This is a genomic window from Nostoc sp. PCC 9305 (genome assembly GCF_963920915.1).
Classification (GTDB): Bacteria; Cyanobacteriota; Cyanobacteriia; order Cyanobacteriales; family Nostocaceae; genus Nostoc.
In genome coordinates, this window is the sequence record NZ_CAWUDN010000037.1 from 26,603 (window position 1) to 52,028 (window position 25,426).

Here is a 25,426-nt window from a genome sequence, read left to right on the forward strand (position 1 = left end):
GTTTTAAAAAAGCCCTGCTTCCCAACGTGAACATCTACAGCACCATCTGATAATTCCGTAGTCTCGATTTTGTAGCCGCCATGTTTGGTTTTGTACTGATACTTTTAACCGAGACATTCTGCAACATTTTGGATATCGTGAATATCAAGTACAACATCACCCACTGAGTCGGTGAAGGTAGTATCCCACATTGCCTTGAGGAAAATCCCCACGGCTCCATTAAAATCCCGTGGTATTTCATAACCACAGTTTGGACATCTAAAGCTCTTAGAACTACCAAGTTTTCTATGAACGTGACCGCAACGAGTACAAGTCTTAGATGTATATTCTTCAGTAATTCTCACCAACTTGGAACCGTAGCGGTTACACAAGTGTTCAAGGGTTTGAGAGAACTGATAGAAAGCCCAAGTCATCATTGCCCTGGCTGTCTTATTTCTTAGCTTCCGTTTCTTTTTAACTACCATCTGGGAAGTCTCAAACGTGGGAAGCACAATCACGTCGTAGTTTTTAGCAAGATACGAGCCTACTTGTTTATGGCACTCAGAACGCAGGTTTTTGATTCTGGTTCTAAGTCTTTCCATTGCAATCCTTATCTTATATCTAAAGCGCTTGAAATTATGCCCAATACTCCGGTCATGCCTTGATTTTAGTTTATCAAGATGTGAGCAAAGTTTAGCTATTTTACTGAAATCACCATTGCCAAATTCCAAAAAATCGCTACCATCAAAACCAGTCATGAAAGCCCTAATGCCGGGGTCAAGTGCGATTACTTTATTTGTGACACTTACTGATTGCTCAAATTCTACAGGGAAGTGAGCAAACCATCGATCTTTGTTATAGGTTAGTTCTGAAGACCCATCAGTTAGAGTGCAAAAATTTTGTCCTCTAAATTCAGGAGGGGGTAAGTGTTTGGTAGTTGATATCATCCATCTGCCTTTTTTGTAAGCTGATGGGTCAAACTGAATAGTTAACTTTTGGTCACGAATACTGCGGAACTTAGCAATTTTTAACTCTGCTTGAGGATGTGGCTTTTTGTTTTCTCCCTTGCCAATTGTTTTAGGCTTTTTGGCAGTTCCTGACCATGCAGTATATGCTTCCATTGAAGCATTATCTAGTATTTTGGAAACGTTCAAATCTAAGCACCACTGGGGTATTAATCCAGATGCTTTAAGCATGGTTCTGAATCCCATTTTTCCGCCTTTTTTACCTACCTTGCTAAAACCTTGATTTTCATTTAAGTAGGCAATTGAAATGTTATAAACCTTGCGAACAGTAGCAACCCATTTCTTCCAAATAACTTCAAGTTCCTTTACTGGATATACTCGGTAACTCACTGTCTTCAGTAACTTGTTTTTTGTACTTTCTGAGTCCGTACAATCGATAACTGAAGACATAGATGATGGCAAGGATATCTTCGACCATTTCCCGCTCTGGGCTGAGGTTCGTTTGGTTGAGAACCAATATCTCAGTTTGCTGTCTAGCACACAGCCATGAGATAAGATCGAACCCAAAGCGACAAATCTGATCTTTGTGGGCAATGACAATAAGTTTGCAAGAGTTTGTGAGAACTCTGTCCAGTAAGGTTTGAAGACCTTTTCGCTTGAAGTTGAGTCCTGAACCAATGTTGGTAATGATTTCTGCGTTGGGGTAACGAGACTGAAGAAACTCAACCTGTTGAGATAGGTCGTTTTTCTGACCGCGACTTGAAACCCTGGCATATAACAAGGTGACTCGTTCATCTGCGGGATTACCGCGTCGAACAGGGATAATTGAATCCAGGTTATATCGTCTTTGCCTTCCTTGGGTAAAGATACCTTCGATTTTCCCGTTCTCAAGCCACCTTTCGAGTGTTTGGGTGCTGACCCCCAATTTGGTAACAGCGACTCTTGGAGGTACATAATTTATCGACATTTTGTGTTTTTAAACTTTTTTGAAGAGAATACAAACCTTTGTCCGGCAATGTTTAGTTTGTCAGGATATTCTTTGTCCTATCTTTAACTCTTTCATGGCTGATTCCCTCCCTAAAATTTATCCCGTTTAATACTAAAACTTGCTCCGACTAAAGAACTGCCCAAGAAGGCGGAAAAACTGACCAGCATTGCACCCAAGTAGGTCTTTTTCTGATGCTGCCAATATTGAGAACTTGTAGCAATCTCCATTCCCCAGCACCCCATCGCCCCTACTCCCGCAAATCCGGTAAAAAGTAGGGATACAATTGCAGTTGTTTCTATGATGCGGTCGAAAAAAATCCTGGAGTTGAATCTTTTTCGAGTCCGACGAAGAACTAATTTATTACGATTGTTTGAAGGCAAAGATGATTGATGAGTTACTTTATGGGTTCTCATTTTGCATCCTCCAATTCAATAAAAAACCCTGCACCAGTATTCTTAATCTTTACTTTTCTTTGATTGACTAACATTTGAATCACACTAAGACTGAAGTTGATATGACACAATCTAGCGCTACCACCACAACGATTGAGATATTGTAGGCACAATGAGGACTGGTCAGTAGGGGTGGAATGAGTGGATCTTCTGGGCATAATCTTGGCTATGACTCTATGAATCTGTAAATAATGTGAATTGAAAAAAAATCCTTGACCAAGTGGCATATCTGGGAAATGAACACAAACCATTCATGTGCTGAATACTGAATTACTACCCTAACCTTGGGTCTTGTTCTCCCAATGCTTTAATGACTTTGACAACTGAATTAATTGATGGAAGATTAGCCATTTTTAATCATTGGATGAACAGCCTGATATGGAAGTACATCTGGTGAGTTATGACTTTAATGCTGAAACTGCCTTATCATTTGATAAACTTGGTTTATGTTTGATAACACCTGTAAATTTATCGCTGAAATGTATTCTCCTGATTTCGCTACTTGGTTATTAGGAGAACCAATTACTTTAACCAAATTAAGTCCTACAGAATTGTCTTTAGAACCTATTCGTGCTGATGCTTTAATCTTGTTGCAGTCAGATGAAGTTGTTCTCCACATTGAATTCCAGACCAAACCCGATGACGATATGCCGTTTCGGATGGCTGATTATCGTTTAAGGGTGTATCGCCGTTTTCCCAATAAGCGAATGCATCAAGTGGTAATTTACTTAGCCAAAACTGAATCAGAGAAGGTGTATCAAACAACTTTTACCACTGAAAGTTTACGACATGAATTTACGGTAATTCGTTTGTGGGAGCAACCCCCAGAGGTATTTTTGGCAGCACCAGGATTACTCCCCTTTGCAGTTTTGAGTGCCACTGAGAACAAGGTTGGTACACTACAACTTGCATCTGAAAGTATTGATAAAATTGCTGATCGTCGGACACAAAGTAATATTGCTGCTGCCTCAGCAATCCTGGCTGGGTTAGTATTAGAACAAGAAGTGATTGGCCGTTTATTCAGGAAGGACATTATGCGCGAATCAGTGGTTTATCAATCAATAAAGACCGAAGGTAGCGATGAAAAAGCCCGTCAAATTGCTGTTAATCTCTTAAAAGAGGGCATGGCTGTTGATGCGATCGCTCGGCTGACTGACTTATCAGTAGAAGTAGTGCAACAACTACAACAGGGAGAATCTGAGAACCAAGGATGATTTTGATACGATTTCTGTACCAGATCGGGTCAACTAGGGCTGCTTTTCAAGTCTCCATATTCTCCGGCACTCAATGACGGTGGTTGCTTTGTGACCTTTTATAACCATCCCAATTTCTAGGATTATGATGTGATGAGATTGATTCTTCAAAGTCCCAGTTCTGAGAATTGGTGTCGAAAAACTCAATCGCTGCATCAAACCCACACTGTAAAATCTGCTGTATGATTCTTCCGAGCAAAGAATAGATTCGACAATTGCAGTTAAGAGTTTGAGGTTGGTTTCAGTAGCAGCACCTTCTTTGTGGAGCCATTCAATTGTTTTTATTAGCTGTTGTTTAGCAGAAGCCGTAGTAGATTCAGGTAATGCGGCAATCGGAATAAAACCTGTTAGTTGTTTCATAAATCCTCCATGTCACCGAAATCAGTTGTCACCTTCTTTTGAGATTTGGCTTTACTAATTTGGAATTCGTTCGCTTTAATCACAGGCATTGCAGCCTCTTTAACTGCTGCTTTTGCTTGATGATAAAGAAATTGAACTACACCGTCCGCATCTTCTTCATCTTCCACTTGTGCCCAAAGCGAACAACCTAATTCGATTGATTCGTAGTTGCCCAAGTTAAATTTTCTGGAATAACTAACTGAGACAGTACCGATTTTCATTATTCGTTTTTGCTGCTAGTTTATATAGTGGCGACTCAAAGGTGAATCGCCTTTTTCGTGTCTAATTGCCGTTTTCCTTGCGGCATTGCTGTCTGATTCTGTCCTTGCAGAGATGCCCTCGCTTCAGTCTCCGAAACCGCGGGTAATGCTGGTGCAGTGACAGCGTTACTAGCCCATCGCTCGTAAGTATCATTCGTCACCCAATGGAGTGTTGCCCCAGATTCAGCACCACTACGAATCATCTCTGCTGCAACGAGAGCATCCTTCTCAAAATCAGATTGAGGATTGCGATAGCTCCACTGAATAAACCAGTACGTTCCTAATGTCCCTTCCACTTTCTGAAACTCGGCGCAGAAAATGTAGTTTTTCAGTACCGAAGCGATCGCTGCATAACAAAACTCTTTTGGATCTCCCGGCATTCCATCTTCACACCACTGCTGAAAGGCACGATGGGCGAAGTGGTTGTACAATCCAGCAAAATTGTCTTTACTGCGGCGGTGGATCAGGAAAGAAAGCAGCATGGAGGCTGGCCCTTTGAACTGGTCTTTTAACCCACCACTCACAGGAATGACCCACAGTTCAGTAAATGGTTCATTGGTAAAGTTCTCGTTGATGGTCAATGGACGGTCAGGGCGAGAGATTGCGATTGCAAAGTCAGCCTTGTTACCTTTGAGATATCCTCCGGCTTGTGCTTCAAGAATCGTCAGTTTTGGAGGACAATCGAGAAGGAATTGACCATATTCCTTAGCGCAATTGGCTTGTAGTTTAGGTTGGCTGGGTGGAATGAGAAAGACGCTGTTGTTGATTTTGATGGTTTCCATAATTGCGTTGTTGTTGCTAAAAATTGCGTTGATACTGGATACTGTTCGACTTAGTTATTTATCAACAGAATTCAGGAGTCAGGAGTCAGGAGTCAGAATATAGGAAAGGTATTGTTACCGAGAAAGCTAGTGAATAATCAGCATTTTGCATCCCCACAAAACAAGAAATTTTAGTGGTCAACAAGAAAGCCACAGGTCTGAATTCCTGAATAATAGCGAGTCTACAAGTCTACGAGTATCTTGATTCTGACTTCTGACTTCTTAATTCTTATTCATGACAATTCCAGGAATTGTTTTTAACTCGTATTTCAGCACTTCGAGTTGATATAGCCGCTTTTTAATCTCTGCTTCTAGAAGTGTTTTCAATTCCTGGGGTTTGAGCAATTTAATCTCGTTTTCTAAGTGATTCTCTTCTTCAATAGAATTCATGTCAGGCATGACTAGATAACGCCAGCCTTCATCGTATTCATAAGCTAAAAGACTATCGCTCAGGTAATACTTCATGCCGATGATAATTCCCTGTTCTGTACGCTGTCCCAAGGTGAAGTGTGGATATTTCCAACCGTATGGGATGGTGATTGTTGGTTGCATTATTCTGCCTCCTGATTAAACTTGACCTCAACGACTTCTTCCACACAACCCATAACCTCGCCCAAATAATGCAATGTATCGCCCAAGTGAGTTGCTGCCTCTGGGTCAATCTTTTTATCAGCAATCAACAAAAGCCAAGTTTCATTTTGTGCAATCGCTTGAATATTTACGTAACATGAGTTGAACTGCTTCAGTATTTCTATCGGTTCCATTGGCTTATCCGATGAATTGTGGTGTTCTATTTGGATAAAATTTAAGTTTGCTCCTTCCTACATAGGTGGGTCTTACTACCCACCCGTTTCCTTACGCTGCAACTAAATCTCTAGTTTCTGGAACGTATCTGTTTAACCGCTCCCACTCGTCACTCGTTAGTGCGTCAAATTCTTTGTCTAGCAACTCCTCTTCTGTGAGTGGTTGTTCTGTAGCCGTTGTTGATACCCTTGCCACCTTCATAAATTGGTCTAGTCCAACTGCTGCATCTACAGCCTGGGCGTATCGAATCTTATCTACAGCATTCGACCAGTGCGTAATATGCTGAAATAAGCTGCTGTACCTTTAATTTGCATAAAATAGAAATTGGATAAGTATTGTATTTACTGCCATGCCAGCTAGAGGTTTTCTCTCACTAGGTCAACAAGAAAATTTACAACAAGCCGTCAGAGAAAGTGCGGACAAGCATCTACGAGAACGGGCATTAATGCTGTTGTTGATGAATGATGGCAAAACGTACCAAGAGATTAGCACTTTTTTAGGTTGTGCATACCGAAGCGTAGCATATTGGTGTGTTCATGGAGACGCAGATAACCTAGAAAGTTTAAAAGATAAGCGAGAACAAGGTAATCATCGTAAAGTCACAGAATTATATGTAGAGTTACTGCTAAATGTACTGGAAAAGGAACCATCAGAACTAGGATATGAATTTGGAAGATGGTCAGGTGAACTCTACTGCGATCGCTCCCTTTGAGTCGCTGAGGTGGCAAGGATTGTAATTGCGCTGTCTGGGGAAACTGTATATACGCCCCAAGGTAAGGTAGTGGAATTGCAAGAGATGATGCGACGGTATCCGATGTGCGCGAAACTCCCGCTTTTTCAGCAATTACAAAGCATCCGTGCGATGTATTGATTCAATCAACTCCTCAACTTCTTCTTCGTCTAGACATTGTTTCACCTGGGTACTGAACCACTCAAATTCTTCCGGTTCTGTGTCCTGGACTCGATAGACGAGTAATGTTCCAGCAACGCGGGCAAGAGTAAGAGGTGATGGAGAAACGTGGCTCAGTAGATCGCACGCATTCTGGTATATTTCCATGACTGATAATTCGGACAAAGGAGATCCCAACTGAGCAGAAAGCTGTTTTAGATTCTCCTGAATAGATGAATGGAAGTCTGGATCTTCGGGATGGGAAAGAGGGTTACTCATAATTGTCGTTCAAATGCCATTAGATTGGGACTGGAAGCAATTAACTTAAGACTTGTTAATAAAATGTCATAGTTCAATTGTCTCTGGTATTTGTAGTCAAAAAACTAAATAATTCTACTTTTTGATTGTTTGTTGGTGAAAGTGGGTAATCTATCTGAATAGTTTATCTACAATATTAATATATATATGTCTGAGTATTTATTTTCACAGTTTAGAGGCAATGAGTTTGAGTATTTGTACCAGCAGTTATCTGAAGTTTTTACTATTTCACAAAATCATTTATCTCCACTATATGAAACAATGCGAAAAGAGTTTGAGATGGAAGGCTTTCTTGAACATACTCTTTCTAGAGATATCTTTCATTCATCTAGTGAAAGTTTTCAAAAATCCTATGATGACGCTTGACTAATCGGAGTGGATATACCCAGTATACTTGAACAAAATGATAATTTTTTGGAAAAAAGAACAGTTGTTATACTTGGACAAGACCCTCGACGGCAAAGTAAAGAAAGAGTAGAAGAAATTACTATTGGAACGCCATACGCTTTACACCTAAACTATTGCCGTGAAAAACATCGCAGTACGAGGCTTTACTTTGACCTGATCAGAGTTTTACTAAATGAGGGATATCGAGTTTATTTGACAGATGTGTTTAAAATTTGGGTTAGTGAGTCTAATAATGGAAACCATAATATCCCTCTAATTGAACAAGACCAAAAGCGCTTCATTAAAATTTTGAAGGCAGAGTTAGAAATTTTTGAACCCCTTGCTGTTATCACTTGGGGACAAGTAGCAACTACAACAGTAAACAGCATAGGGTTAAGCGGAAATCATTTTGAGTTCCCTCATCCTAGCCCTGCAAATCATAAAACATGGTCTAACCTCATCGGCAAGCCAGCAACAAGAGCAAATCGTATTAATTTTTGGCAGGAAAAAGTTTTGGCTTTCTTGAATAAGTTATAGTGCTAGATCAAGATTCCCTTGCATTGATACTGCCAAGCGGCCAATTATTTTCTGAAAACGGGGACGCATAATCTGCGACTCGCTCCCATCCCCACTTATAAGCGGTGTCAACTAGAATTTCTTTACCATTTCGGAACTTGATAAATTCCTGCCCGTGGTCGTAAAATATGTCTGCAACCAATTGATTACGCTCGTCGTAACCCCACTTATCCACTGCTGCCCTCCACCAGCGCGTTCCGGGTGAGAGCAACTGTTCAAGTTCTAAATACTCCCGTTTCCAGTACTTGGTGCGCCATTGATTTGCAAGTGCCTCGATTAGTATCGCAGTCGGGTAGATCGGTTTTAGATTTTCTTCGAGCCAAAGCATATAAACAATCGCGCTCCTGAAAGCATCTTCTAAACCATAGCTTGCTGCTTCTAGAGTGTCTTGGAGTTGCTCGTCATTAAAATTTACGCCAAGCGATTGCAGGGCTGGAGCGTACAAATCAAATAATTCTTGTTCTACTGAATCGGCAGACCAGAACCACATAAGAAAAAGAAAACTCCTGCTGGGTGGCTAAATAAAATTTAGCATTTAGCGTGAGAAGTATTGATGTAGGGAAAAGTAGCGATCGCCAACGCGGTCTATCACGCTACAGGCAAACGGATTCGCTGCTTATTACATTAGACAAGCTACTGTAATAAGGGTGCTTTCAAAACGACTTGTAGTTTTGATAGAAAAAATCAGTAAATAAGCAGACACAGCCAATGACTAATTCAATTAACCAACAAATCTTACTCAAAAGCCGTCCGCTTGGAGAGCCGAAAGAGAGCGACTTTGCCCTTGTCGAAACACCAATTCCAGAACCAGGGGAAGGTGAAGTCCTCAATCGGACGATCTACCTCTCCCTTGACCCTTATATGCGGGGTCGTATGAGCGATCGCGAGTCTTATGCTGCTCCAGTAGAGGTGGGGTCTGTGATGGTCGGAGGCACAGTTAGCCAAGTGATGAAATCTAACCATCCCCAATTCTCAACCGGAGATTTTGTACTTGGTTATGACGGCTGGCAAGCCTATGGCATATCGAAAGGTGAAACTTTACGTAAGCTTGACCCCAATCAAGCTCGCATTTCCTATGCGTTGGGCGTAACGGGAATGCCCGGAATGACGGCATACTTTGCTCTGCTTGATATTGGGCAACCCAAAACTGGTGAAACGGTTGTTGTTTCTGCCGCCTCTGGTGCAGTCGGTTCTGTAGTGGGTCAAATTGCCAAAATCAAAGGCTGTCGGGTGGTAGGAGTCGCTGGGAGTGATGCAAAATGCAATTATGTGACGAAAGAATTAGGGTTTGATGCCTGTATTAACCGTAAAACTCAAGAACTGACTTCAGCCCTAAAAGCCGCTTGTCCGAATGGGGTGGATGTTTACTTTGATAATACAGCTGGCCCGATTTTAGAAGTGGTGTTGCAGCACATTAATCAAGGAGCAAGAATCCCATTGGTTGGTTTAATCTCACAGTATAATGCCGAAAATTCTCCTCCTGGCCCTAATTTAATGCCGCTGTTGGTTAAACGGGCGTTAATCAAAGGATTTCTTGTGAGTGATTACCAACATCGACAGGCAGAGTTTGTCAAAGACGTTTCTGGGTGGTTGCAAGAAGGTAAGCTCAAGTACAAGGAAGATGTAGTACAGAAACTGGAAAACGCCCCGCACGCCTTCATCGGCTTACTACAAGGGAAAAACTTCGGCAAGCTGATTGTTCAAGTCAGTGACGATCCGACACGATAAGCATACTTTTTGAATGAATTCTTGCCTTTAGGCAATAAAACACATCAGCAAGCAGCCGATGGAAGCACATTGTAGCCCCACTTGGAAACTGCGGCATTCCACTGTTCATTAGCAATTTCTCCTGGCGTTGCAGATAATAGTTTTAAAGGTAATTATTCAAGAGGTCTGATTGTGGTCTTTGCTCAAACCAGTCCCCCAGAAGTAATAACAACTCGCCTTACCTTAGACGAGTATCAGGCTATGGAACAAACCAGTCCAGAACGCCATGAATACCGCAACGGAGAGATTATTACTATGTCGGGAGGATCGGTTACTCATAGCGCGATCGCCAGCAACTTCTTAATAACTCTAGGGTTTTTATTGAGAGACACCGATTTTCGTTTGTATAACAGCAACTTGCGAGTTTGGATTCCTGAATATCAATGTGGGACTTATACCGATTTGATGGTTGTGAATGGCGAACCAGAGTTCAATGGCAATCGCAATGATGAAATTCTCAATCCAATGCTTATTGTCGAAGTTTTATCGCCATCTACTGAAGCTTATGATCGAGTGGATAAGTTCAGAAAATATCGCTCTGTTGCCAGCTTTTGTGAATATGTGCTTGTCAGCCAAACTGAACCCTACATTGAGCAGTATCATAATTTGGATCGTAACAGTAATGATCGCTGGCTATGGCAAGTTCACTCTCACTTTGAGCGGACAATTATGCTGCACAGTTTAAACGTAGAAATTCCACTGACTGAAATCTATCGTCGCATTAATTTTTAAGGCTGCTTAACTCTCTGACAATAATACCAACAGAAATTTTCATAAATCAATCTACCAATCATATTGAATTGCTTCTCAATTATGACTTTTGAGTGATGAATTTTTATTATGAACTCTATCCTCTGGAACTGATTAGTGAGACTCGTTACCAAAAGAAGCACTTCCAAGAAAGCTAGAAAAAGTAACTAGCATCCAACCGAAACAAATATGTTTTTGGGTTCGCCAATCGTATCTGTGTTCTATTTTTGGGATTGTATTAGCTTCAACAATTTCTAATCCCCAGTAGCCCAACGCACTGATCCCAAACAACATCGCGCTGACGATGGATAATTTAGCGATGAATTTGAGAATGCAATTGCTTAAAGTAAGCGGTGTTTGAAAGGATTGCCTGTGACGATGATGGATAGCTAGTTCACTTGGAGCTACAACCAAAACACGTTTTGGTTTTTGTTGAGTGAGTTGGCAGACAACTTGTTTATTATCAGTCATGGGTCAAACCAAAGCCTGTTGGTTGTAACTAGATTAGTTTCAGTAATTATATTGTAAACTTTCATCAGGTCAACGTGGTTAAATTTACATAAAATTCCCATATTCAGAAAAAATATTCTAATGATTAAGCTATGTCATACGAAACAACCAAAAGGACAAACAAGCGATTAAGCTGAAAGTCAGTTAGAAATATCCCCCAGCACATACTGCACTGAGGGATATTTAGCTTCTATTTTTTATTTAGCCAAAAGCTAATTGTTTGGCATAATCTTGTGCTTCATCTCCAGATAAAGGCTGAAAATTTTTAATTAACGTTGCTGCATGAGTTCCTTCGGCGCTAAAAAGCAGTGAATAGCAATAAGGTTCAGGTAGTCCTGGCTCTTTCATTTTTGCTATCCACAACCAACTTAATTCTTCGTCCTCTTCAGATGAATAATCATAATGTAGTGTTGCTGTGTTAGACATTTTTTTTGCTCCTATTTTTATCAAAAGCTTACATCCGGGTCTTTACAATTACAAATGTCGCCAGAAGTTCTTACTGATAGTCTTGAGACTGACTACCTTAATTTCTGCTGTTGCTTCAGGGGCATGACCAACAGCCACAGCAGCAGCAATTGGTGCAGGTGTCGCTAACAGGGAATTAAGCAACTCTGGCTGATAGTCAATATCTGCTACTGTGCGGTAAACTCTGTGATAATTTATCTGCATCCCCAAAGGTGTTGGGACAATTTTCAGATATTCATTAAGAGCAGATATGTAGGTATCACCAAAATTCTGGAGAGCAACAGCCGGACGGATAATATTCAACAATTGAATAGCTCGTCTAATGTCTACAACACTGCGGCTAGCATCAATCTCTGGCTGACTTTCGCTATAGCCTTTAGCTTTCTTTTCTGCTACTAAATTATGAAATTTAGCAATGGCTTTCTGATGATTGCCTAATGTGTGGACTTTAGCCTGTGCTTGATAGCCGACTCTACCCCACTGGACTGTTAAATTACCATCTTCGACAATGGCCGCCCAGAATTTATTGCTGTTTTGAATTGCATCAACAAAAACTAAATAGATTTCCATGTTTCTTACCCTGTCAACTCACGGCTTGACGGGCATTGCCCCATCGAATTTGATGCTGTAAAGCGGATAATATAGTTTCAGCTTCATCTTGTGTCAGCCCTTTTAAGTGTGAGCAAATATCCACCAAAACTTGTGGCATATCCATGCCAATAAATCTGACAAAAAGTGCATCTCTAGAAGCTTCTATTAGTGTGTAACCGCTCGGCTCATGCCTTTCTTGCATAAATACATAATTTGTTAACGCCATCCGAAGCAACAATTTGGTTTCTCTGTCTAATTTCTCCAAATATGCGCCATAATTATCAACCAATTGGTCAATGATTGGAGTCTGCCCGTAATAAGTAACTAAGTCTGTTGTCATATTTCTTCACCTTATTAACTATGTTAATTGGCTGTTATCAATTAGCAAAAGAAAGAGCGATCGCCCCATAGAATCAGAAGACAATCGCTTTCTCATCAGTTCATGTTGCGAAACTTGGCAGTACGCAAAGACGCTTGTTTCGCCCCGATGACAGGACTACTTGCTGCCCTCGCAGTCTTAGACCAAGCTTGCATTCGCTCCACTGCCGCCGCATCCTGAACGGCAAGTGGGGTAATGGAATGGCTGCAATTTTCTAAATCTCCCAGCGTCACTTGCTGCGGTCGCCCTTCGTCAAACGCCAGTAGTGCCGCTTCTGCTGCTAGAGTTTCCAGTTCGGCTCCTGAAAACTTCGCGGTGTTTGCAGCGATCGCTTCCAGATATTCGCCTTCGACCACAATGCCAAAACGCTCCAGGTGAATTTTCAGGATTTGACATCGCTCCGGTTCGGTTGGTAAGTCAACAAAAAAGTTTTCATCAAATCTTCCCTTCCTCTTGAGTTCACTTGGTAGTGCTGACGGGTCGTTGCAGGTAGCTACAACAAACACGCCAGCCGTACACTCACTCATAAATGTGAGCAGATTTCCCAGGATTCGCTGGGAAACTCCACTTGTGTCACCAATCCCCGAAAGTGCTTTTTCTATCTCATCAACCCATAATACGCATGGGGCAATAGCTTCAGCCGTTTTAAGTGCGCGGCGGACATTGCCTTCAGATTCACCAACTAGAGAACCAAGGAGGGACGCAATATCAAGTTGTAGGAGTGGTAGATTCAGTATAGTTGCGATGTTTTTAGCAAGTAAACTTTTACCAACTCCGGGAGGCCCCGCCAACAATACGCCTTTGGGTTGCGGCAGATGCAGCGATCGCGCTTCAATAGTGAACAGTCGCCGCCGCCTCATCAGCCATTCGCGCAGTAAATCGAGTCCGCCAAAGGGGATAGTTGCAGGTTTGCCTAACTCAATTCCCATCTGAGCCAGCAGCCGAGTTTTGTACTCGACTATTAGAGGCGTAACTGTGGCATCAATCAAAATACCATTCCGGCTCAAACGCTCTTTAACGGTCAGTCGCAAGAAATCGCTGACTTCCTCTAACGTCAGTCCCAGCGCTGCCCGTGCAAAGGTTTCTTTTTCTTCATAACTCAGGGACACTCGAAATGTGACATCCTGCTCAGTAGCAGATTCTTCAAGAAAAACCAGATATGACTCGAAGTGGTCTTGAATTTGGCCAATGTTCGGTAGTGGCACTTCACAGTAGGGGATGAGCCTTAACAAAGAATCGTGTAGTTCGATGTTTTGACCCAGTAGCACGATCCGTTTTTCTGTAGGTTTGAGCCGATGGTAAAGGTTTTTCACTCTGGTCAAGATTTCCCAACTCATCTGTGGGGAATTCTTGCCAAGAAATGGGTGTATGTCCCCCAGAATAAACACGCCAACGCCATCAAAGTTATTGATATAGTCGAATACGAACAGCAACGGATCTGTATGAGCAGGTCTTTTGTACTCTGGCACTGACTTAAACACCAGCCCACCATCCGGTGCAATCAGGCATTGCTCCAGGCTGGATACTCCCAGGTTCCAAAAGAAAACTGGACTGTTGAGTTTTTCTTTAGCTTCGGTTGTCAACCACTGAATGATAGTTGCCTCATCGGGGGACAGGACATCAACTGCGGCGATCGGGATTTGGGAATCAAGTGTGGAGAGAAGATTTGAGAGTTTCATGTCAATTATTCAAATATTTCACTTATGAAATGGCGAAGCCTTTATGATCAGCAGTTACCAGCCGAGTTAAGACTGGTAACTGATGACTGATTACTGACGCAAACGTGTTTGATTACTGTTCGTAGTCCGAAGTTGTTGGGTTTGGGCTTCATCTTTAAATGTGCGATCGCCCACAACTCCAAGTGCTTCTTCAAATGGTTGTGTAGCCGATAAACAACTCAATCCCTCGAACCCTTCCGCTTCCACTTTCACTTCACCTGTAGCGCTGTCAAAATGAATCAAAACTGAACGTTCCATGTTTATCTCCTTACATATTGTTGAACTTCTTGATGTCCAGCAAAAGTCAGCCGTAGAGTTTGCACAGTTCCATTGGTTCCTTCGGCAATACTGCATTCCCCAAACTGCTCTTGTAACTCGGCAGCTTTAGCTCTCACCATCCGTTGTCCGTAAGCCAACATCAACTTGTTACTAAAGAAGTCTTGTCCCAACTTTGGAACTGTTTCGTAACTATCGTGTATGACCTCGTACACACCGCTTGACTGATTCCACTTAAATCCGATGTCTGCACGGGCTTTTATGGTAAGACCAGATACGATGATTTCAGCGCTTTGTCCTTGAGAGCCGCCGTAGTATCCTTTTAGTGGCTGCGTTTCTTCATGAACTTGTGGTGATAGGTTTAGATCCGTGAGTGCAAAAATAAGACATTCACGGTTAGCAAGTTTAGTTTTAACGGTTGAGAAGTGTGACATGAGAATTTTGTTCCTATAGCGGTAGAAGTGCGGTATTCTTTTGAGGTTTATATGCTATATGCATTTTTCGTTTAAGGTATTTAGTCTTGAGCGAATTCACCCTCGCCCAAGACTGTTTTTTACCGGAACTTAAACGACATCACGGTAGCTTTCGATAAGCCCACGTCGTCAGTCGCAAGTGATTGTAGATTGCGTTGTTCATCTAACAACTTGGTGCGAATCTCTTGCATCTTTTGCTGCAATTGACTGCGCGTATCAGAACCAAGATTTTTGGACTCAATCGCTGGATCATTAACGATAGAATCTAAGTGCGCCATCATCGCCTCCAAGCTACTGCCTGCCTCCGGTGAAGCGTTTGCCAGTAGCACTTGAACCTTCATCAGATGACGCTCCATTTTTCTTTTAAACTGTATGGGTTTCCTCCCTGGCTCCCAATCAGCCAACTCTTCAAGGAGTTGCGCGGCAAGTTGTTCACCGCCAGCTAGAGCAGATTCCCTTAATCGTTGCTCCAGATTTTGGTCATACTGTTGGATGAACTTGGTAATCTGGTCAAGACATTCGGCTTGTTGCTGATTGAGTTGTTCGGACAATGCCGGGATAATCACCGGACGACCAATAACGACTTGCAAATAGTCTTCAAGATCGGTCAGAGTTGGGAATGCTCTTAACAAGTTGGCTTTGACTGATTCTTGCTTATCCTGCGATAATTCCCAAGTATGGAGTGAGAGAAACTGGTCAATCCGCTCTTGATAATCAAGAAGTCCTGCTTCGTAATCAGCTTTTAATTGATTTCGTAAACCAGGGGCGATATTATCTCTGATATTGATTAACTGATTCCAGACGAGTGGAGCCAAATCAATCGGACAAATCCAATCACCAGTATCAGCAGACATCCATTCTTGAACCGAAGTAATCTCTTGCCTCAGTTGGGCAGCAGCTTCATCTAGCTTTTTGAAGACCTTGATACCCCGCAAACCGACTTCGGAATTTGTAACTTTCACAAGGTCTGATTCAATTTCGGAAACCTCAGCTTTAAGTACATCTGCCCATTTAGGTGCAGCAGATTTTGTACTTTTCTTTAGCTGAATGCGAAACCGAATACGGGTTTTATTTAACTGTGAGAAATTATGGCGCTCGACTACTGCATCAGTCAGGAAATTTGCAGCAATAGGGTTGTCAATTGCCTGTACCATGATTATTCACCTCAATCATTGTTTTCACTCTCGATTAAGCGAAGCTTTCTTTGTGAGTATTTCTCAATCTGTGAATGTCTTTAGTAGCTCTATAGATTACTTTTTTAGAGCTATTTTGTAGGCGAATATGCCTTTTAATGACTGGTGGTTTATGTATTGACATAACTCAAAATAGTTGAAGTTGCTGTGAATTATCCTGTACCACAGGCTTTTGATAAACCATGCCTTCGACTTCGTAACAGCGAGTCATGAGTTTGTTTCGATTTAGTCGAAAGCTGACTTTTTTTCTTTGATTTGGCAGAGGTACAAATAGATACTGTGGATGTTGGATAGTACCTTCATCACCCAAGTATCGAGAAAGCGTACCGTCGATTTGGTAAACTTTTGAGGAGCTTAAAAGCGTTGAGTCGTAGACTTTAATCAAATTTAATTCCATCTGATTACTATTGAAGTAGAGTGTGTGATAATCTTTTGTGGAATCGATTTTTCTCTCCAGTCAGATTTAATCAGTTTGACTGGAGAGTTTTTCACGGATAATCTGATTCAATTTTTCCTTTGATTCATCAGGCAGAGCATTAAAATCAAACTCGTTTGATTCCCAAACTTCATCAAGACTTGTTGACTCATCAACGATATTTGCAATCAAACAAGATTCGTCGTCGTACTTCCAGCCATTTGCTAAAAGCCACGGCAGAATTCCTTTAGATTGCAATAGTTTCTCAATGTCGAACGAGTCAGAAAACTGCTGTAAGTTTTCGATACTAGGGTGAACGATTATTGTTCTCATGGGGTTATTTTAAATGATTGATATACAGTCCAATCAAAAGAGGAAAAAGGGATTCAAGAATTATTAAGTCACTCTCACAAGAAAAACTTTTTCCCTTTCCTTTTCTTTGTTATCTGTAGACAAGACTTGAGAACTGATCAAATATGCGTCCCTACTTGAAGGTAAATAAGGAAGCATAAAGGCGAACACAATTGCTACAATCACCTCAAGAAGTATTTGGTTATTAAGAAGGCACATCCTGCCAGTAACCAACTTCATCATCATAATTTGCTTGCATAGACTGCAATTTGTTGACGAAGTTAGCAAATTCTTCGTTAGTTAGTGACTGCCTTCCTTTTTTCCCATAGTTGTCTATGAGAAACTGTTTGCCCTCTTCCTCTTTCCAACCTAAAGCTTCAATCAATCGTTGTGACTCCATCATCAATTGATTACGATCAAGTGCATGAGACGTAGCTGCTCCTGATAAGTCGTTTTTAGGTAATCCTTTTTTCCACCAATCGCTGATGGAATTATGCACAAGGGCAATTTCTTGAGCTATTGGTTTCTTGCCAATACAATAACTTTCCCAGTTGAGCGCAGTTGGCTTTTCGTATCCAGTACATACACAGGCATTGGAAGTTTGCCCCCCTTTTTCACGTTTCTCTGTTTTCAATGTGGGACAAAATACCCACATCGAATGCCAAAGTAAATTCTTCGGTTGGTGATGTTTGCCTTGAAAACTTGCATAAGCTTGTTCGCAGGTTTCACGGAATGCCATTAGTTGTTGATCAAACGAAACTTGAAACACTCCCCAAGCAGTTATTTGTACTGGTGCGATATGAAGAGGTAGATTTTGGGCATCGACGAAAATCACCATATACCGCCTACCGAATTTGTAGGCGTTCTTGTCCAAACCATCACTGCTACGCCAAACTCCAATCACCTTTCTATCGTTTCCGTATAGCAGAGGCGATCGCCCAATCACAAGTATTCTTGGTTGTCTATAAAGAGCGCCAGGAATGCCTATCTTTTCATCATTTTCGTCCAACTTGTTAGTGAGAACTTTATACTCTTTCCCACCAACTAGTTCTTTATTTTTGTACCATCCTGCTAATTGTTGATTTTCGTAAGCAATCCAAATGCCTGCGGGTGAAGGAATACTTTTGGCTGCTGGGGTCTTTTGGTATGACTTGTGTTCAGCAGAATCAAAGTCAAAAGCTGTCATAGTAGCTGCTGCCTTTCTTTAATGTTAGTTTTCGCAAAGAATAAGCGAAGCTTTAATTCTGAGTGGGTAATTCTGCATTATTTTCTTGATAGGTCATTGTTTAATATCAACAGATTTCACTCTCTCATTGGCGAAGCCGTTGATTTCAGATGTATCTATCAAGTACAGAGCCAATAAAACAGCGCTCTTGTTACTACAAAAGCGCTTTTTATTACTAATTATTTGCTTTGTACAGATTATTGATGTGGATTAAATCTTGCTAGCAAATCTTCACGAGATAATTCAAGACATAGGGGAGTAAATTCTTCTGGTGTTAACTGCAATAAACTATCGACTACTTTTGAAAGTTCTTCATCTACAGAACCAAACCGGAATCTTAACAAGTTTTCTACAACTTGACGGCGTTCAAGTTGTACTCCTTGCTCTACTCCCTCCTGTACCGCTTGCGCTCTTGCTTCTTGATAAGCTTCTGTTAAATTCATAATTAACTCCTGATCTTCTTCAGTTAAATCGGTTTGTGTCATCACGCTTATACGCCACCTGTAAACCATTTCAAGAACATTACGGCGGACAAGATTCTCTGGTGGAAGGGCAACCAGTTCACTTACTGCTTGCTGTTGTACTGTGCCTCTTCCCAAAAGCCTGAACCATAGAGTTTCTTCTGTGACGGGTAACTCGTTGATCGCTATTATCGCGCCTCTGAAACATTCTTGAAAAAAGTAAACTCCAGTCATCCACTTTTCTAAGTCTAGCTTAACCTCTAAATCTGCTAACAGAGAGGCTGAAGCACTAGGTGTCAAAATCCACAAACGAGCTAAATCATCTTCGCTAATGGTAGTTTCTTCTCTTTTGGCTTTGCGCTGAGAATCCGCAATCACAGTGAACAACTTCATGAAACAGTTACGTACTTCCGTCCTGCTGGGCTGATTCCGAAATGGTTCCAGTAGCGTTGTATTGAGTAGAGCAATTCTTCCCAGCAATCCTAGATTTTCCGCTTGGGCTTGTGGGGAAGGTAAAAATAATACATCTACAAATCTTGTTGCATCTGTTACTTCCCTGTTAATTTTCACTTCACCCAAAGGAGCCAGTAGCTCTTCTAAAAATTCCTTGGCAAATTTGTCGTGAGGTTGGTGAGGTTGTTGGGTCATTTTGTAAGAGCGAACTGTGTTTTATTTTACAAGGGTTGGTTATGGTTACATGGTGGGCATTAAAACCTACCATTTTACTTACGCTGCTATCAACTCCCGACAAACTTGCGGCAGTTCAATCGGAGCAGTTACCCTGGACAGTGCTTCTACAGCCTCTCTGACGCTCCAATACTGCACTCCATCGCCACAGCGCCAGTAGTATGTCTTGGGGTCGTTTTCCCAGACTTCCTCAGCGTTTCTGACCTTGAAGAGTATGCCCAAGAACTCACCGTCCAGATATACATTGTGAGCCGTCTGAAGGTCAGTCTTGCCGACATAAGTTAGTCGATAGCCGTCCGCTGGTGTACACAAGTCTTCTGCACGAGTACCGCGATAGGAGCAGTTACCGCACCCATGTCCTTCGCAGTCTGGACAGATGGCAGCAGGCATATTCCACTTCGGCAGTGTAAAATCCCATTCAGCCGATGGGGAAAATAATCGAGCCTTGTGGGAAATATAACAACCAGCATGACCGATTACTTTATCAGAATGGTATTGGACGCTCAACGATAACCAATCACAATCACCCAACAAGCCAATTTTCTCAGAAGCTTGTTTTAATTCCTCATCTTCCTGGTGATTGCACTCCACTGGAGCAGAAAGACTCGCTTTTACCTCTGCAACAGCGCGTTTGAAACAGTGCTTGTGGTATCGAGCATAACCGTGGGTCATTTTTACCCACACGATATCATCCGAGTTTATCCAGATAGTCACTACATCTTCGGGCTTGCACTCTTTTGAGTAGTCTGACTGATTGACGATAGTTGCAATGATTTGGCGATCCTGTGTGGTTAACGGATCTTTTGTTGGCGTAGGGGCTGAAGTTTGTGTAATCATTAGAAATTGCCTCTTGATTGGTATTGAGCCGAGATACGTGTAAAAACCTGCAAGATGGTCTGGAAACCGTTGGTATATCTATGTTTCAAAGATTTCTGGTGGCAGATTAATAGCAGCTTCCAATGGTTGGGGAATATTATGTAAATTCACCACATAGTCACCGTATCTTTTGATATGTCTTGTTATGTATGGACTCATTGCTGCAAGGTGTCGCATGGGAATCAATTCTCCCTGTGACATCAACGTTTGGATAGCCAACGACATATCAACCGTATTCTGCAAAATAACTGCACTTGCTACCAAATCAAGATATTTCAGCCGCTTTTCCTGCTCAATAGGATCATTTTCAGTAATCGCTCCCAGCTTACCGAAAAACACCCAGTCGAGAAAAGCATTATACATCTCCACAATATTCGTTATCGCTGTAATCTCATGCCGAAGAGCCACATTAGAAACATAGTCGAGCAAAAACATTGTTCGTACTACCTTGCCCAACTCAAGAAAAGCTTGATAAAGTCGATTTTTCTTACTATAACTACCCAACTTACGTAGAAGCGTCGAAGGCATCACCTTGCCTGCCTTAATTGACAGTACTACACGTATCATGTCATACCAATGAGTCTTGATTAAATTCCAATTGACCACGCCCTTAAACAACGGTTCGATATGCTTGTAGGTAACATCTGCGCTGGGGCGAACAAAAGTTAAATCTTTCCAGTTACGGATACGCGGCATCAATTTGATACCGAGAAAATAAGAAATAGCAAACACAGGCCCAGATTGACCTTGAGTATCTGCGTGCAAAGTATCTGGTTGAATATCTGAGAGATTTTTCAACAGCCCATCCAAAATATAGACAGCCTCCCACACACCACAGGTGATAAAGTGGGTAAACAAAGCAATATATTTGTCAGAGACATGGTGATAAGCGATACCACCGTAACCGCCGTAGCGGATGTGATACTCGCTATGTAAATTATTCTCGTATATCTCAAACTTGCTTCCGTCAGCAGCAGCCTTTTTCCCTGTACCCCAGCAAGACGGTAAACTAAAACGGTTGTAAGTATTGATAATATCCCGAATTGCAGCTTCAATTTTGGCAGCACTAATATGGCGACGGTTTGTATAAGAAATCATGTGACTTGTCACTGCACCTTGGGAATGACGAGCCATCTGATTAGGGCCAAGATTACAGCCGTAGCTAAAGGTAGTAAAAATATAACGTTCAGCAGGATCAGATATTTTTGGTTCGTTTCCTGAAAATAGACCAAAATGCCTTGTCCAATTCAACCAATGCTCAACATTGCAAAGAATTTCTAAGATACTGCGCTCCGGCATCAAAGCCCGAATTTTTGATTCTAATTCTTCCACTTCATCCGTTTGAGCTAGCGATGGGATTCTTTTAAGTACAGGTTCTCCGTCTTTATTGATAGTGAATTGTTTATCAACCGCACAAATATTATCTACAACGAAAGCTACCTGCGCTAATTTATCTTGTAGGTGTTTAACAAAGTCATCTGGGTTAGCAGGAAATTCAAGTAAGCGACAGTATTCTTCTATCAAAGGTTCGCATTCAGCATGACTCAATAATTGTTCGCGGAAATCAGCATAACTTGACGAACCCACAACACACGCATCTCCTGTTTTAAATTCAGTTGCTAGATTTGAAAAGATGCAAATTTCTAACTGCTGACGAACCAAAACCTGAGTTCCATCAATTTCTTCTACAACTAGCGCACGCCAGTTACTACTAATAAAATCTAAATCAATCTCAAAAGGTAAATACTTGGCGCGTTTGTGTTGATTTTCTAACACGAACTTTAATGCTTCAATTACTGACTCATCAGCAGAAGTAGAGAGAATATCTAGAGAAGCCACCAAACTAAAAAGTGCTTTCCGATTGGCAGAATAAAACCGCCACATCAACGGTAAATGGTTATTGGTGTTGTACGCTGCAATCTCATCCAACTTTTGCAACAGCAATTCTGTACCACCATGTTCATCCAAAATTGATTGCACCTGTTCTCCAAAAACAGCATTATCCTGAGTTTCCTTGGCTTTTGTAGATGCTTTTAATACTTGCCCAAAGGTAGCCAATAACTCTGATGTTTCAGTTAAATGTTTGTCGCGTAATTCCTGCAATCGCTGTTTAGCATTATTTTGAATCTTGAGGATACGTTTAATAAACATATCGACAAGATAATCACGGGTGTTAACCTGTGCCTCGTACAATAGACATAACAGCAACGTCCGACGTTTGGGTAAATTAATATCTTGAAATTCCGAGATATCCAAAGCCCTAGCCTGTGCCGCAAAATGTCTAACTTTGGTGATGGCAATACTTTGTAGCAGTCGCTTGGCATCACCAAAGGTCATAAGAATATCAAACTTATTTTGTAGGAGTTTTATCCCACTAAGTTTGGCGCTTTTAGGTGGCGATTTCAGTAAATTAAGTGTGGCATTTTCATCTACCTCATTATTTTTAACCGCTAGCAATTGGTCTAAATAAATCTGCTCATTGATGGAAAGCCCCTCAGAACAAAGTGCAAACAAGCGATTATTGACCATTGAACGAATGTGGCGAATTAATCGGTCAAGGGTACTAAAAGCTGGTAACTCGTATCGTTCTTTAACTAATTCTTCAATGGCTACATTGATTAAATCAGCTGGGTGGTCTTTTACCTCCGCAGCTTCTGCAACTAATGCGGCTATTAATCTTTGAGCTGCTTTATTATACTGTTTGACTTTCAGGTAATCCCGAATCGCCTGAAGGTAAGTGTAGCGTTGGCGTTCGGATGGAATGGCTTTTACCCAATCTTGTAACTTTAAACACAACCGTAAATGTTTGATGACCGCAATTGGTACTAGTTCGGGGTGGGGAAAATAACCAAGCCTTTGGAAGGATTTTAGCATGACCATAAAACTAAGAAATCCTTCGTGACTCTTAGTTTTTGACTTTGCAAGCTTGATTTCTTCGCTTTGTGGGGTATAAAGCTCTGCAAGCTCTTTTGGGTTAGGAAATTGTTTGAATTTAGGATATGCAGTACGGTCAACTAAGGTCATTTAGGTGATATTTAAAACATAAAAATTATCCAAAATAACTAGATAACGGTTGATTCCTCACTGTTCAACCAAACAGTATTCTATCTTCTTTGGGGTAACAAACTTTAACTGAGATAAAATGCTGTTTCTCGGTGAAGAACATAGTGTAACTGAGTGATTCTATATAATTGCCCTAAAGGTCAGCTTTTTGGTCGCAATTAATCAGTATATTCAAGGCATGACGTGCGGCTGATTCTGATTTCTGTGAGGTGACTTTAGCGTAACGTAAAGTTGTTTGAATGCTTTCATGTCCCATTAACGAGCATAATTCCTCAATACTGATTAATCCAACTCGTTCTGTAGCAAATGTATGTCGTAAATCGTGAATGCGACAGAGTTGAAGTTGCGGACACTTGTTGATTGTCTCCCGCCAATAATCATACAATGTATGGTAGCTGATTCTACTGACTTTTAGGGTAACTGGATGTTGTGCTGTCAACAAGGCATCTGTGTTTTTATGCCGTGAGTATTTTAAGTATTTAGCAAGTGCTGAAGCTGCATCATCACTGTAATAACACCAGCGTTGTTTGTTCCCTTTACCTAGTACTTGAAATTTCTGGTTCTTGATATCTACAGAATCTATATTTAGGGCTAAAAGCTCTCCTATCCGGCATCCTGTGCGATGCAGTAAATGAACTATTGCACTAAGACGTAAGTCATCTTTTACGGCAGCATATAGTATATTTAGTTGTGATTGTGTTAGATATTTTATTGTATCGTCGCTTTTATGTTCGCCTTTCTCTCTTTCAGGTAGACGTTGTTTTAGTCCCCGAATGGGGTTGGATTTTATATACCCTTGTTCTACTGCAAAGTTAAGCAAACTTTGTAGTATTGCTTGATGCTTGTGGTGTGTTGTGTATTTTAAATGACTGAGATTATTTAGATACTCAACTAATGTTTGCTTACTGATAATTTCTATTGACCAACTTCCATACTTTTGCAGTAAAAGTCCGAGAGTCAGTTCATAGGTTTCTCTAGTACTTGGTGCTAGACCAGGACGCTCTAGAAATTCGGTCGTGACAGTGGCTAAAGTTACAGCCGATTTCACGGTTGTTTCTGTATTCTCTCGCTTGGTTTTTTATTGATAAATTATATATCTTTTGAGGAGTTAGCCCTGAGCTTTTTATGGATACTTTTAAAACTCCCAATAGCGATGAATCCCTTGCTAGTTACGTGTCACGGGTCAGGAAGAAACTCAATTTAACTCAGTCTGAGTTGGCGGATGCTGCTGGTATACATGGACGTTCTGTCGGGAAAATTGAGCGGGGACTTACGGTTAAAATTAATCGCAGGACACTTCAAGGAATAGCCGTCGCACTTGGCGTGCCTCAAGAATATTTGGATGCTGTAATCAAGGGTGAGGAAGTCTCTCAGGTTAGAGGGCTTAAATTTTGTCCTCAATGTTGGAATCCTGGCGCGGCGGCTGATCCTATGTGGAGTCACGTCAAAGCCAAGTTTTGTTATCTCTGCGGTACACCCATTCGAGCTAACTGCGCGAATTGCGGGGAGTTGGTGTTGTCTTTGAGACACCGATTTTGTCCAATTTGTGGCTGTGCTTATAAAACGCCCGTCAAAAACACTAAAATCCAATGAGCTACTCTTCTTTGTCAAACCCAGACTCCACAATACTTTCAGGCTATAAGACTCTCAAAATTACTAATACTAGTATTTTTAGACACATTTACCCTGTCTCAATTGGCAACCTGACATTGAGAGCTAGAAGCATAATTCCCTTTTCAACTCACAAAGTTAACTAAAAAGTTGATTTAAAATATTGTTTATTTGCCCGGAAAAGCAATAAGAGCAACTGTGAGTAGCATCATTATAGTTAGCCTCAAGACAATTCTCCGCATTTTCTAATCTACCAACTGGGCCTTTGATTTCAATTATTGCTATTTGTTCACCTTCAGCTTCAATAATTGTTTTTACTCTTGATTCTGGTAGGTTTTCGGGAGAGAGCGAATCTATTGATAAGCCTGTATCTACAACAATATTTGATAAATGATAAATTGATTTACATCCATCATCTGTACAAAATACTAAACAATTATTCCTAACGTAAATCTCAGTAATTCTCATTGTATAAATCCATGCTTTGATGATCTAATTGTATAAAATTCTCCCTGAACGTCACT

The 25,426-nt window shown here is 41.2% G+C and carries 34 protein-coding genes; 7 read left to right on the forward strand and 27 right to left on the reverse strand.

Annotated elements, in window-relative coordinates; genetic code table 11:
• Positions 1–104 precede the first annotated feature (104 nt).
• From ACM0OX_RS15845 to ACM0OX_RS15855, 3 genes are all read right to left on the reverse strand, one after another.
• The gene (locus tag ACM0OX_RS15845; protein WP_414515995.1) at positions 105–1,334 is read right to left on the reverse strand and encodes an RNA-guided endonuclease InsQ/TnpB family protein; all 1,230 of its coding nucleotides are present in this window, start codon (positions 1,332–1,334) and stop codon (positions 105–107) included.
• On the reverse strand, positions 1,300–1,911 hold the full coding sequence (locus ACM0OX_RS15850) for an IS607 family transposase (protein ID WP_414515997.1): 612 nt from the start codon (positions 1,909–1,911) through the stop codon (positions 1,300–1,302). Before ACM0OX_RS15850 ends, ACM0OX_RS15845 begins: the two co-directional genes overlap by 35 nt.
• A gap of 110 nt (positions 1,912–2,021) precedes the next feature.
• Positions 2,022–2,345, reverse strand: coding sequence for a hypothetical protein (locus tag ACM0OX_RS15855; RefSeq protein ID WP_414515998.1), 324 nt, complete (start codon positions 2,343–2,345; stop codon positions 2,022–2,024).
• 485 nt (positions 2,346–2,830) lie between these two features.
• Between ACM0OX_RS15855 and ACM0OX_RS15860 the strand changes: the two genes are divergently transcribed.
• Complete coding sequence (locus tag ACM0OX_RS15860; protein ID WP_114086289.1) at positions 2,831–3,598, forward strand: Rpn family recombination-promoting nuclease/putative transposase; 768 nt, start codon at positions 2,831–2,833, stop codon at positions 3,596–3,598.
• 33 nt (positions 3,599–3,631) lie between these two features.
• Here the strand turns inward: ACM0OX_RS15860 and ACM0OX_RS15865 are convergent, their stop codons facing one another.
• From ACM0OX_RS15865 to ACM0OX_RS15890, 6 genes are all read right to left on the reverse strand, one after another.
• On the reverse strand, positions 3,632–3,997 hold the full coding sequence (locus ACM0OX_RS15865) for a hypothetical protein (RefSeq protein ID WP_414515999.1): 366 nt from the start codon (positions 3,995–3,997) through the stop codon (positions 3,632–3,634).
• A complete protein-coding gene (locus ACM0OX_RS15870; protein WP_414516000.1) occupies positions 3,994–4,257 on the reverse strand; it encodes a hypothetical protein in 264 nt (87 codons plus the stop codon). Before ACM0OX_RS15870 ends, ACM0OX_RS15865 begins: the two co-directional genes overlap by 4 nt.
• A gap of 35 nt (positions 4,258–4,292) precedes the next feature.
• The gene (locus tag ACM0OX_RS15875; protein WP_414516002.1) at positions 4,293–5,078 is read right to left on the reverse strand and encodes a hypothetical protein; all 786 of its coding nucleotides are present in this window, start codon (positions 5,076–5,078) and stop codon (positions 4,293–4,295) included.
• Positions 5,079–5,339: 261 nt separating this feature from the next.
• The gene (locus tag ACM0OX_RS15880) at positions 5,340–5,669 is read right to left on the reverse strand and encodes a hypothetical protein (RefSeq protein ID WP_414516004.1); all 330 of its coding nucleotides are present in this window, start codon (positions 5,667–5,669) and stop codon (positions 5,340–5,342) included.
• On the reverse strand, positions 5,669–5,881 hold the full coding sequence (locus ACM0OX_RS15885; protein WP_414516006.1) for a hypothetical protein: 213 nt from the start codon (positions 5,879–5,881) through the stop codon (positions 5,669–5,671). Before ACM0OX_RS15885 ends, ACM0OX_RS15880 begins: the two co-directional genes overlap by 1 nt.
• A 91-nt stretch (positions 5,882–5,972) precedes the next feature.
• On the reverse strand, positions 5,973–6,116 hold the full coding sequence (locus ACM0OX_RS15890) for a hypothetical protein (RefSeq protein WP_414516008.1): 144 nt from the start codon (positions 6,114–6,116) through the stop codon (positions 5,973–5,975).
• A 154-nt stretch (positions 6,117–6,270) separates the two neighbouring features.
• On the opposite strand from ACM0OX_RS15890, the gene ACM0OX_RS15895 reads away from it, so the two are divergent.
• The gene (locus ACM0OX_RS15895; protein ID WP_414516009.1) at positions 6,271–6,633 is read left to right on the forward strand and encodes a helix-turn-helix domain-containing protein; all 363 of its coding nucleotides are present in this window, start codon (positions 6,271–6,273) and stop codon (positions 6,631–6,633) included.
• Positions 6,634–6,765: 132 nt separating this feature from the next.
• Here the strand turns inward: ACM0OX_RS15895 and ACM0OX_RS15900 are convergent, their stop codons facing one another.
• Positions 6,766–7,089 (reverse strand): hypothetical protein, encoded by a 324-nt coding sequence (locus tag ACM0OX_RS15900; protein WP_414516010.1) that lies wholly within the window; start codon positions 7,087–7,089, stop codon positions 6,766–6,768.
• A 186-nt stretch (positions 7,090–7,275) separates the two neighbouring features.
• On the opposite strand from ACM0OX_RS15900, the gene ACM0OX_RS15905 reads away from it, so the two are divergent.
• Both ACM0OX_RS15905 and ACM0OX_RS15910 read left to right on the forward strand, forming a co-directional pair.
• Complete coding sequence (locus ACM0OX_RS15905; RefSeq protein WP_414516012.1) at positions 7,276–7,494, forward strand: hypothetical protein; 219 nt, start codon at positions 7,276–7,278, stop codon at positions 7,492–7,494.
• Positions 7,495–7,503: 9 nt separating this feature from the next.
• A complete protein-coding gene (locus ACM0OX_RS15910; protein ID WP_414516014.1) occupies positions 7,504–8,052 on the forward strand; it encodes a uracil-DNA glycosylase family protein in 549 nt (182 codons plus the stop codon).
• A 7-nt stretch (positions 8,053–8,059) separates the two neighbouring features.
• Here the strand turns inward: ACM0OX_RS15910 and ACM0OX_RS15915 are convergent, their stop codons facing one another.
• Positions 8,060–8,581, reverse strand: coding sequence for a hypothetical protein (locus ACM0OX_RS15915; protein WP_414516015.1), 522 nt, complete (start codon positions 8,579–8,581; stop codon positions 8,060–8,062).
• 218 nt (positions 8,582–8,799) lie between these two features.
• Between ACM0OX_RS15915 and ACM0OX_RS15920 the strand changes: the two genes are divergently transcribed.
• Together ACM0OX_RS15920 and ACM0OX_RS15925 are read left to right on the forward strand one after the other, a co-directional pair.
• Complete coding sequence (locus ACM0OX_RS15920; protein ID WP_414516017.1) at positions 8,800–9,819, forward strand: NADP-dependent oxidoreductase; 1,020 nt, start codon at positions 8,800–8,802, stop codon at positions 9,817–9,819.
• Between the two features lie 171 nt (positions 9,820–9,990).
• On the forward strand, positions 9,991–10,590 hold the full coding sequence (locus ACM0OX_RS15925; protein WP_414516019.1) for a Uma2 family endonuclease: 600 nt from the start codon (positions 9,991–9,993) through the stop codon (positions 10,588–10,590).
• 132 nt (positions 10,591–10,722) lie between these two features.
• Here the strand turns inward: ACM0OX_RS15925 and ACM0OX_RS15930 are convergent, their stop codons facing one another.
• The 15 genes from ACM0OX_RS15930 to ACM0OX_RS16000 all read right to left on the reverse strand — a co-directional run bounded on the left by ACM0OX_RS15930 (position 10,723) and on the right by ACM0OX_RS16000 (position 24,339).
• On the reverse strand, positions 10,723–11,079 hold the full coding sequence (locus ACM0OX_RS15930; RefSeq protein WP_414516021.1) for a hypothetical protein: 357 nt from the start codon (positions 11,077–11,079) through the stop codon (positions 10,723–10,725).
• Between the two features lie 240 nt (positions 11,080–11,319).
• Positions 11,320–11,544 (reverse strand): hypothetical protein, encoded by a 225-nt coding sequence (locus ACM0OX_RS15935; protein ID WP_414516023.1) that lies wholly within the window; start codon positions 11,542–11,544, stop codon positions 11,320–11,322.
• Positions 11,545–11,592: 48 nt separating this feature from the next.
• Positions 11,593–12,153 (reverse strand): WGR domain-containing protein, encoded by a 561-nt coding sequence (locus ACM0OX_RS15940; protein WP_414516024.1) that lies wholly within the window; start codon positions 12,151–12,153, stop codon positions 11,593–11,595.
• 13 nt (positions 12,154–12,166) lie between these two features.
• A complete protein-coding gene (locus tag ACM0OX_RS15945; RefSeq protein ID WP_414516025.1) occupies positions 12,167–12,514 on the reverse strand; it encodes a hypothetical protein in 348 nt (115 codons plus the stop codon).
• A gap of 95 nt (positions 12,515–12,609) precedes the next feature.
• A complete protein-coding gene (locus ACM0OX_RS15950) occupies positions 12,610–14,232 on the reverse strand; it encodes an AAA family ATPase (protein ID WP_414516027.1) in 1,623 nt (540 codons plus the stop codon).
• Between the two features lie 90 nt (positions 14,233–14,322).
• On the reverse strand, positions 14,323–14,529 hold the full coding sequence (locus tag ACM0OX_RS15955; RefSeq protein ID WP_190963257.1) for a DUF2997 domain-containing protein: 207 nt from the start codon (positions 14,527–14,529) through the stop codon (positions 14,323–14,325).
• Positions 14,530–14,531: 2 nt separating this feature from the next.
• On the reverse strand, positions 14,532–14,981 hold the full coding sequence (locus tag ACM0OX_RS15960) for a DUF1257 domain-containing protein (RefSeq protein ID WP_414516028.1): 450 nt from the start codon (positions 14,979–14,981) through the stop codon (positions 14,532–14,534).
• A 119-nt stretch (positions 14,982–15,100) separates the two neighbouring features.
• Complete coding sequence (locus ACM0OX_RS15965; RefSeq protein WP_414516029.1) at positions 15,101–16,174, reverse strand: hypothetical protein; 1,074 nt, start codon at positions 16,172–16,174, stop codon at positions 15,101–15,103.
• 166 nt (positions 16,175–16,340) lie between these two features.
• Positions 16,341–16,610, reverse strand: a complete 270-nt coding sequence (locus ACM0OX_RS15970; RefSeq protein WP_094329350.1) for a hypothetical protein — start codon at positions 16,608–16,610, stop codon at positions 16,341–16,343.
• 66 nt (positions 16,611–16,676) lie between these two features.
• Positions 16,677–16,961, reverse strand: coding sequence for a hypothetical protein (locus ACM0OX_RS15975; RefSeq protein WP_414516032.1), 285 nt, complete (start codon positions 16,959–16,961; stop codon positions 16,677–16,679).
• Between the two features lie 223 nt (positions 16,962–17,184).
• Complete coding sequence (locus tag ACM0OX_RS15980) at positions 17,185–18,165, reverse strand: DUF5895 domain-containing protein (protein WP_414516034.1); 981 nt, start codon at positions 18,163–18,165, stop codon at positions 17,185–17,187.
• A 236-nt stretch (positions 18,166–18,401) separates the two neighbouring features.
• Positions 18,402–19,313, reverse strand: coding sequence for a hypothetical protein (locus ACM0OX_RS15985; protein WP_414516036.1), 912 nt, complete (start codon positions 19,311–19,313; stop codon positions 18,402–18,404).
• Positions 19,314–19,391: 78 nt separating this feature from the next.
• On the reverse strand, positions 19,392–20,189 hold the full coding sequence (locus ACM0OX_RS15990; RefSeq protein WP_414516038.1) for a hypothetical protein: 798 nt from the start codon (positions 20,187–20,189) through the stop codon (positions 19,392–19,394).
• A 78-nt stretch (positions 20,190–20,267) separates the two neighbouring features.
• On the reverse strand, positions 20,268–23,252 hold the full coding sequence (locus ACM0OX_RS15995; protein WP_414516040.1) for a Tn3 family transposase: 2,985 nt from the start codon (positions 23,250–23,252) through the stop codon (positions 20,268–20,270).
• Positions 23,253–23,424: 172 nt separating this feature from the next.
• Positions 23,425–24,339, reverse strand: a complete 915-nt coding sequence (locus tag ACM0OX_RS16000; RefSeq protein ID WP_414516042.1) for a tyrosine-type recombinase/integrase — start codon at positions 24,337–24,339, stop codon at positions 23,425–23,427.
• 77 nt (positions 24,340–24,416) lie between these two features.
• Between ACM0OX_RS16000 and ACM0OX_RS16005 the strand changes: the two genes are divergently transcribed.
• Positions 24,417–24,884 carry a double zinc ribbon domain-containing protein gene (locus ACM0OX_RS16005; protein ID WP_414516044.1) on the forward strand — a complete coding sequence of 156 codons (468 nt, stop codon included), beginning with the start codon at positions 24,417–24,419 and terminating at the stop codon, positions 24,882–24,884.
• A gap of 156 nt (positions 24,885–25,040) precedes the next feature.
• Here the strand turns inward: ACM0OX_RS16005 and ACM0OX_RS16010 are convergent, their stop codons facing one another.
• Positions 25,041–25,370 (reverse strand): hypothetical protein, encoded by a 330-nt coding sequence (locus ACM0OX_RS16010; protein ID WP_414516046.1) that lies wholly within the window; start codon positions 25,368–25,370, stop codon positions 25,041–25,043.
• Positions 25,371–25,426: the final 56 nt, after the last annotated feature.

Coding starts and splice junctions, on each gene's coding strand:
- ACM0OX_RS15960 (WP_414516028.1), bottom strand. CDS start 14,981: ATGTCACACTTCTCAACCGTTAAAACTAAACTTGCTAACCGTGAATGT.
- ACM0OX_RS15920 (WP_414516017.1), top strand. CDS start 8,800: ATGACTAATTCAATTAACCAACAAATCTTACTCAAAAGCCGTCCGCTT.
- ACM0OX_RS15880 (WP_414516004.1), bottom strand. CDS start 5,669: ATGCAACCAACAATCACCATCCCATACGGTTGGAAATATCCACACTTC.
- ACM0OX_RS15875 (WP_414516002.1), bottom strand. CDS start 5,078: ATGGAAACCATCAAAATCAACAACAGCGTCTTTCTCATTCCACCCAGC.
- ACM0OX_RS15975 (WP_414516032.1), bottom strand. CDS start 16,961: ATGAGAACAATAATCGTTCACCCTAGTATCGAAAACTTACAGCAGTTT.
- ACM0OX_RS15930 (WP_414516021.1), bottom strand. CDS start 11,079: ATGACTGATAATAAACAAGTTGTCTGCCAACTCACTCAACAAAAACCA.
- ACM0OX_RS15955 (WP_190963257.1), bottom strand. CDS start 14,529: ATGGAACGTTCAGTTTTGATTCATTTTGACAGCGCTACAGGTGAAGTG.
- ACM0OX_RS15870 (WP_414516000.1), bottom strand. CDS start 4,257: ATGAAAATCGGTACTGTCTCAGTTAGTTATTCCAGAAAATTTAACTTG.
- ACM0OX_RS15940 (WP_414516024.1), bottom strand. CDS start 12,153: ATGGAAATCTATTTAGTTTTTGTTGATGCAATTCAAAACAGCAATAAA.
- ACM0OX_RS15950 (WP_414516027.1), bottom strand. CDS start 14,232: ATGAAACTCTCAAATCTTCTCTCCACACTTGATTCCCAAATCCCGATC.
- ACM0OX_RS15980 (WP_414516034.1), bottom strand. CDS start 18,165: ATGACAGCTTTTGACTTTGATTCTGCTGAACACAAGTCATACCAAAAG.
- ACM0OX_RS15995 (WP_414516040.1), bottom strand. CDS start 23,252: ATGACCTTAGTTGACCGTACTGCATATCCTAAATTCAAACAATTTCCT.
- ACM0OX_RS15855 (WP_414515998.1), bottom strand. CDS start 2,345: ATGAGAACCCATAAAGTAACTCATCAATCATCTTTGCCTTCAAACAAT.
- ACM0OX_RS15865 (WP_414515999.1), bottom strand. CDS start 3,997: ATGAAACAACTAACAGGTTTTATTCCGATTGCCGCATTACCTGAATCT.
- ACM0OX_RS15850 (WP_414515997.1), bottom strand. CDS start 1,911: ATGTCGATAAATTATGTACCTCCAAGAGTCGCTGTTACCAAATTGGGG.
- ACM0OX_RS15985 (WP_414516036.1), bottom strand. CDS start 19,313: ATGACCCAACAACCTCACCAACCTCACGACAAATTTGCCAAGGAATTT.
- ACM0OX_RS15915 (WP_414516015.1), bottom strand. CDS start 8,581: ATGTGGTTCTGGTCTGCCGATTCAGTAGAACAAGAATTATTTGATTTG.
- ACM0OX_RS15895 (WP_414516009.1), top strand. CDS start 6,271: ATGCCAGCTAGAGGTTTTCTCTCACTAGGTCAACAAGAAAATTTACAA.
- ACM0OX_RS15945 (WP_414516025.1), bottom strand. CDS start 12,514: ATGACAACAGACTTAGTTACTTATTACGGGCAGACTCCAATCATTGAC.
- ACM0OX_RS15905 (WP_414516012.1), top strand. CDS start 7,276: ATGTCTGAGTATTTATTTTCACAGTTTAGAGGCAATGAGTTTGAGTAT.
- ACM0OX_RS16010 (WP_414516046.1), bottom strand. CDS start 25,370: ATGAGAATTACTGAGATTTACGTTAGGAATAATTGTTTAGTATTTTGT.
- ACM0OX_RS15935 (WP_414516023.1), bottom strand. CDS start 11,544: ATGTCTAACACAGCAACACTACATTATGATTATTCATCTGAAGAGGAC.
- ACM0OX_RS15885 (WP_414516006.1), bottom strand. CDS start 5,881: ATGGAACCGATAGAAATACTGAAGCAGTTCAACTCATGTTACGTAAAT.
- ACM0OX_RS16005 (WP_414516044.1), top strand. CDS start 24,417: ATGGATACTTTTAAAACTCCCAATAGCGATGAATCCCTTGCTAGTTAC.
- ACM0OX_RS15965 (WP_414516029.1), bottom strand. CDS start 16,174: ATGGTACAGGCAATTGACAACCCTATTGCTGCAAATTTCCTGACTGAT.
- ACM0OX_RS15970 (WP_094329350.1), bottom strand. CDS start 16,610: ATGGAATTAAATTTGATTAAAGTCTACGACTCAACGCTTTTAAGCTCC.
- ACM0OX_RS15990 (WP_414516038.1), bottom strand. CDS start 20,189: ATGATTACACAAACTTCAGCCCCTACGCCAACAAAAGATCCGTTAACC.
- ACM0OX_RS15900 (WP_414516010.1), bottom strand. CDS start 7,089: ATGAGTAACCCTCTTTCCCATCCCGAAGATCCAGACTTCCATTCATCT.
- ACM0OX_RS15860 (WP_114086289.1), top strand. CDS start 2,831: ATGTTTGATAACACCTGTAAATTTATCGCTGAAATGTATTCTCCTGAT.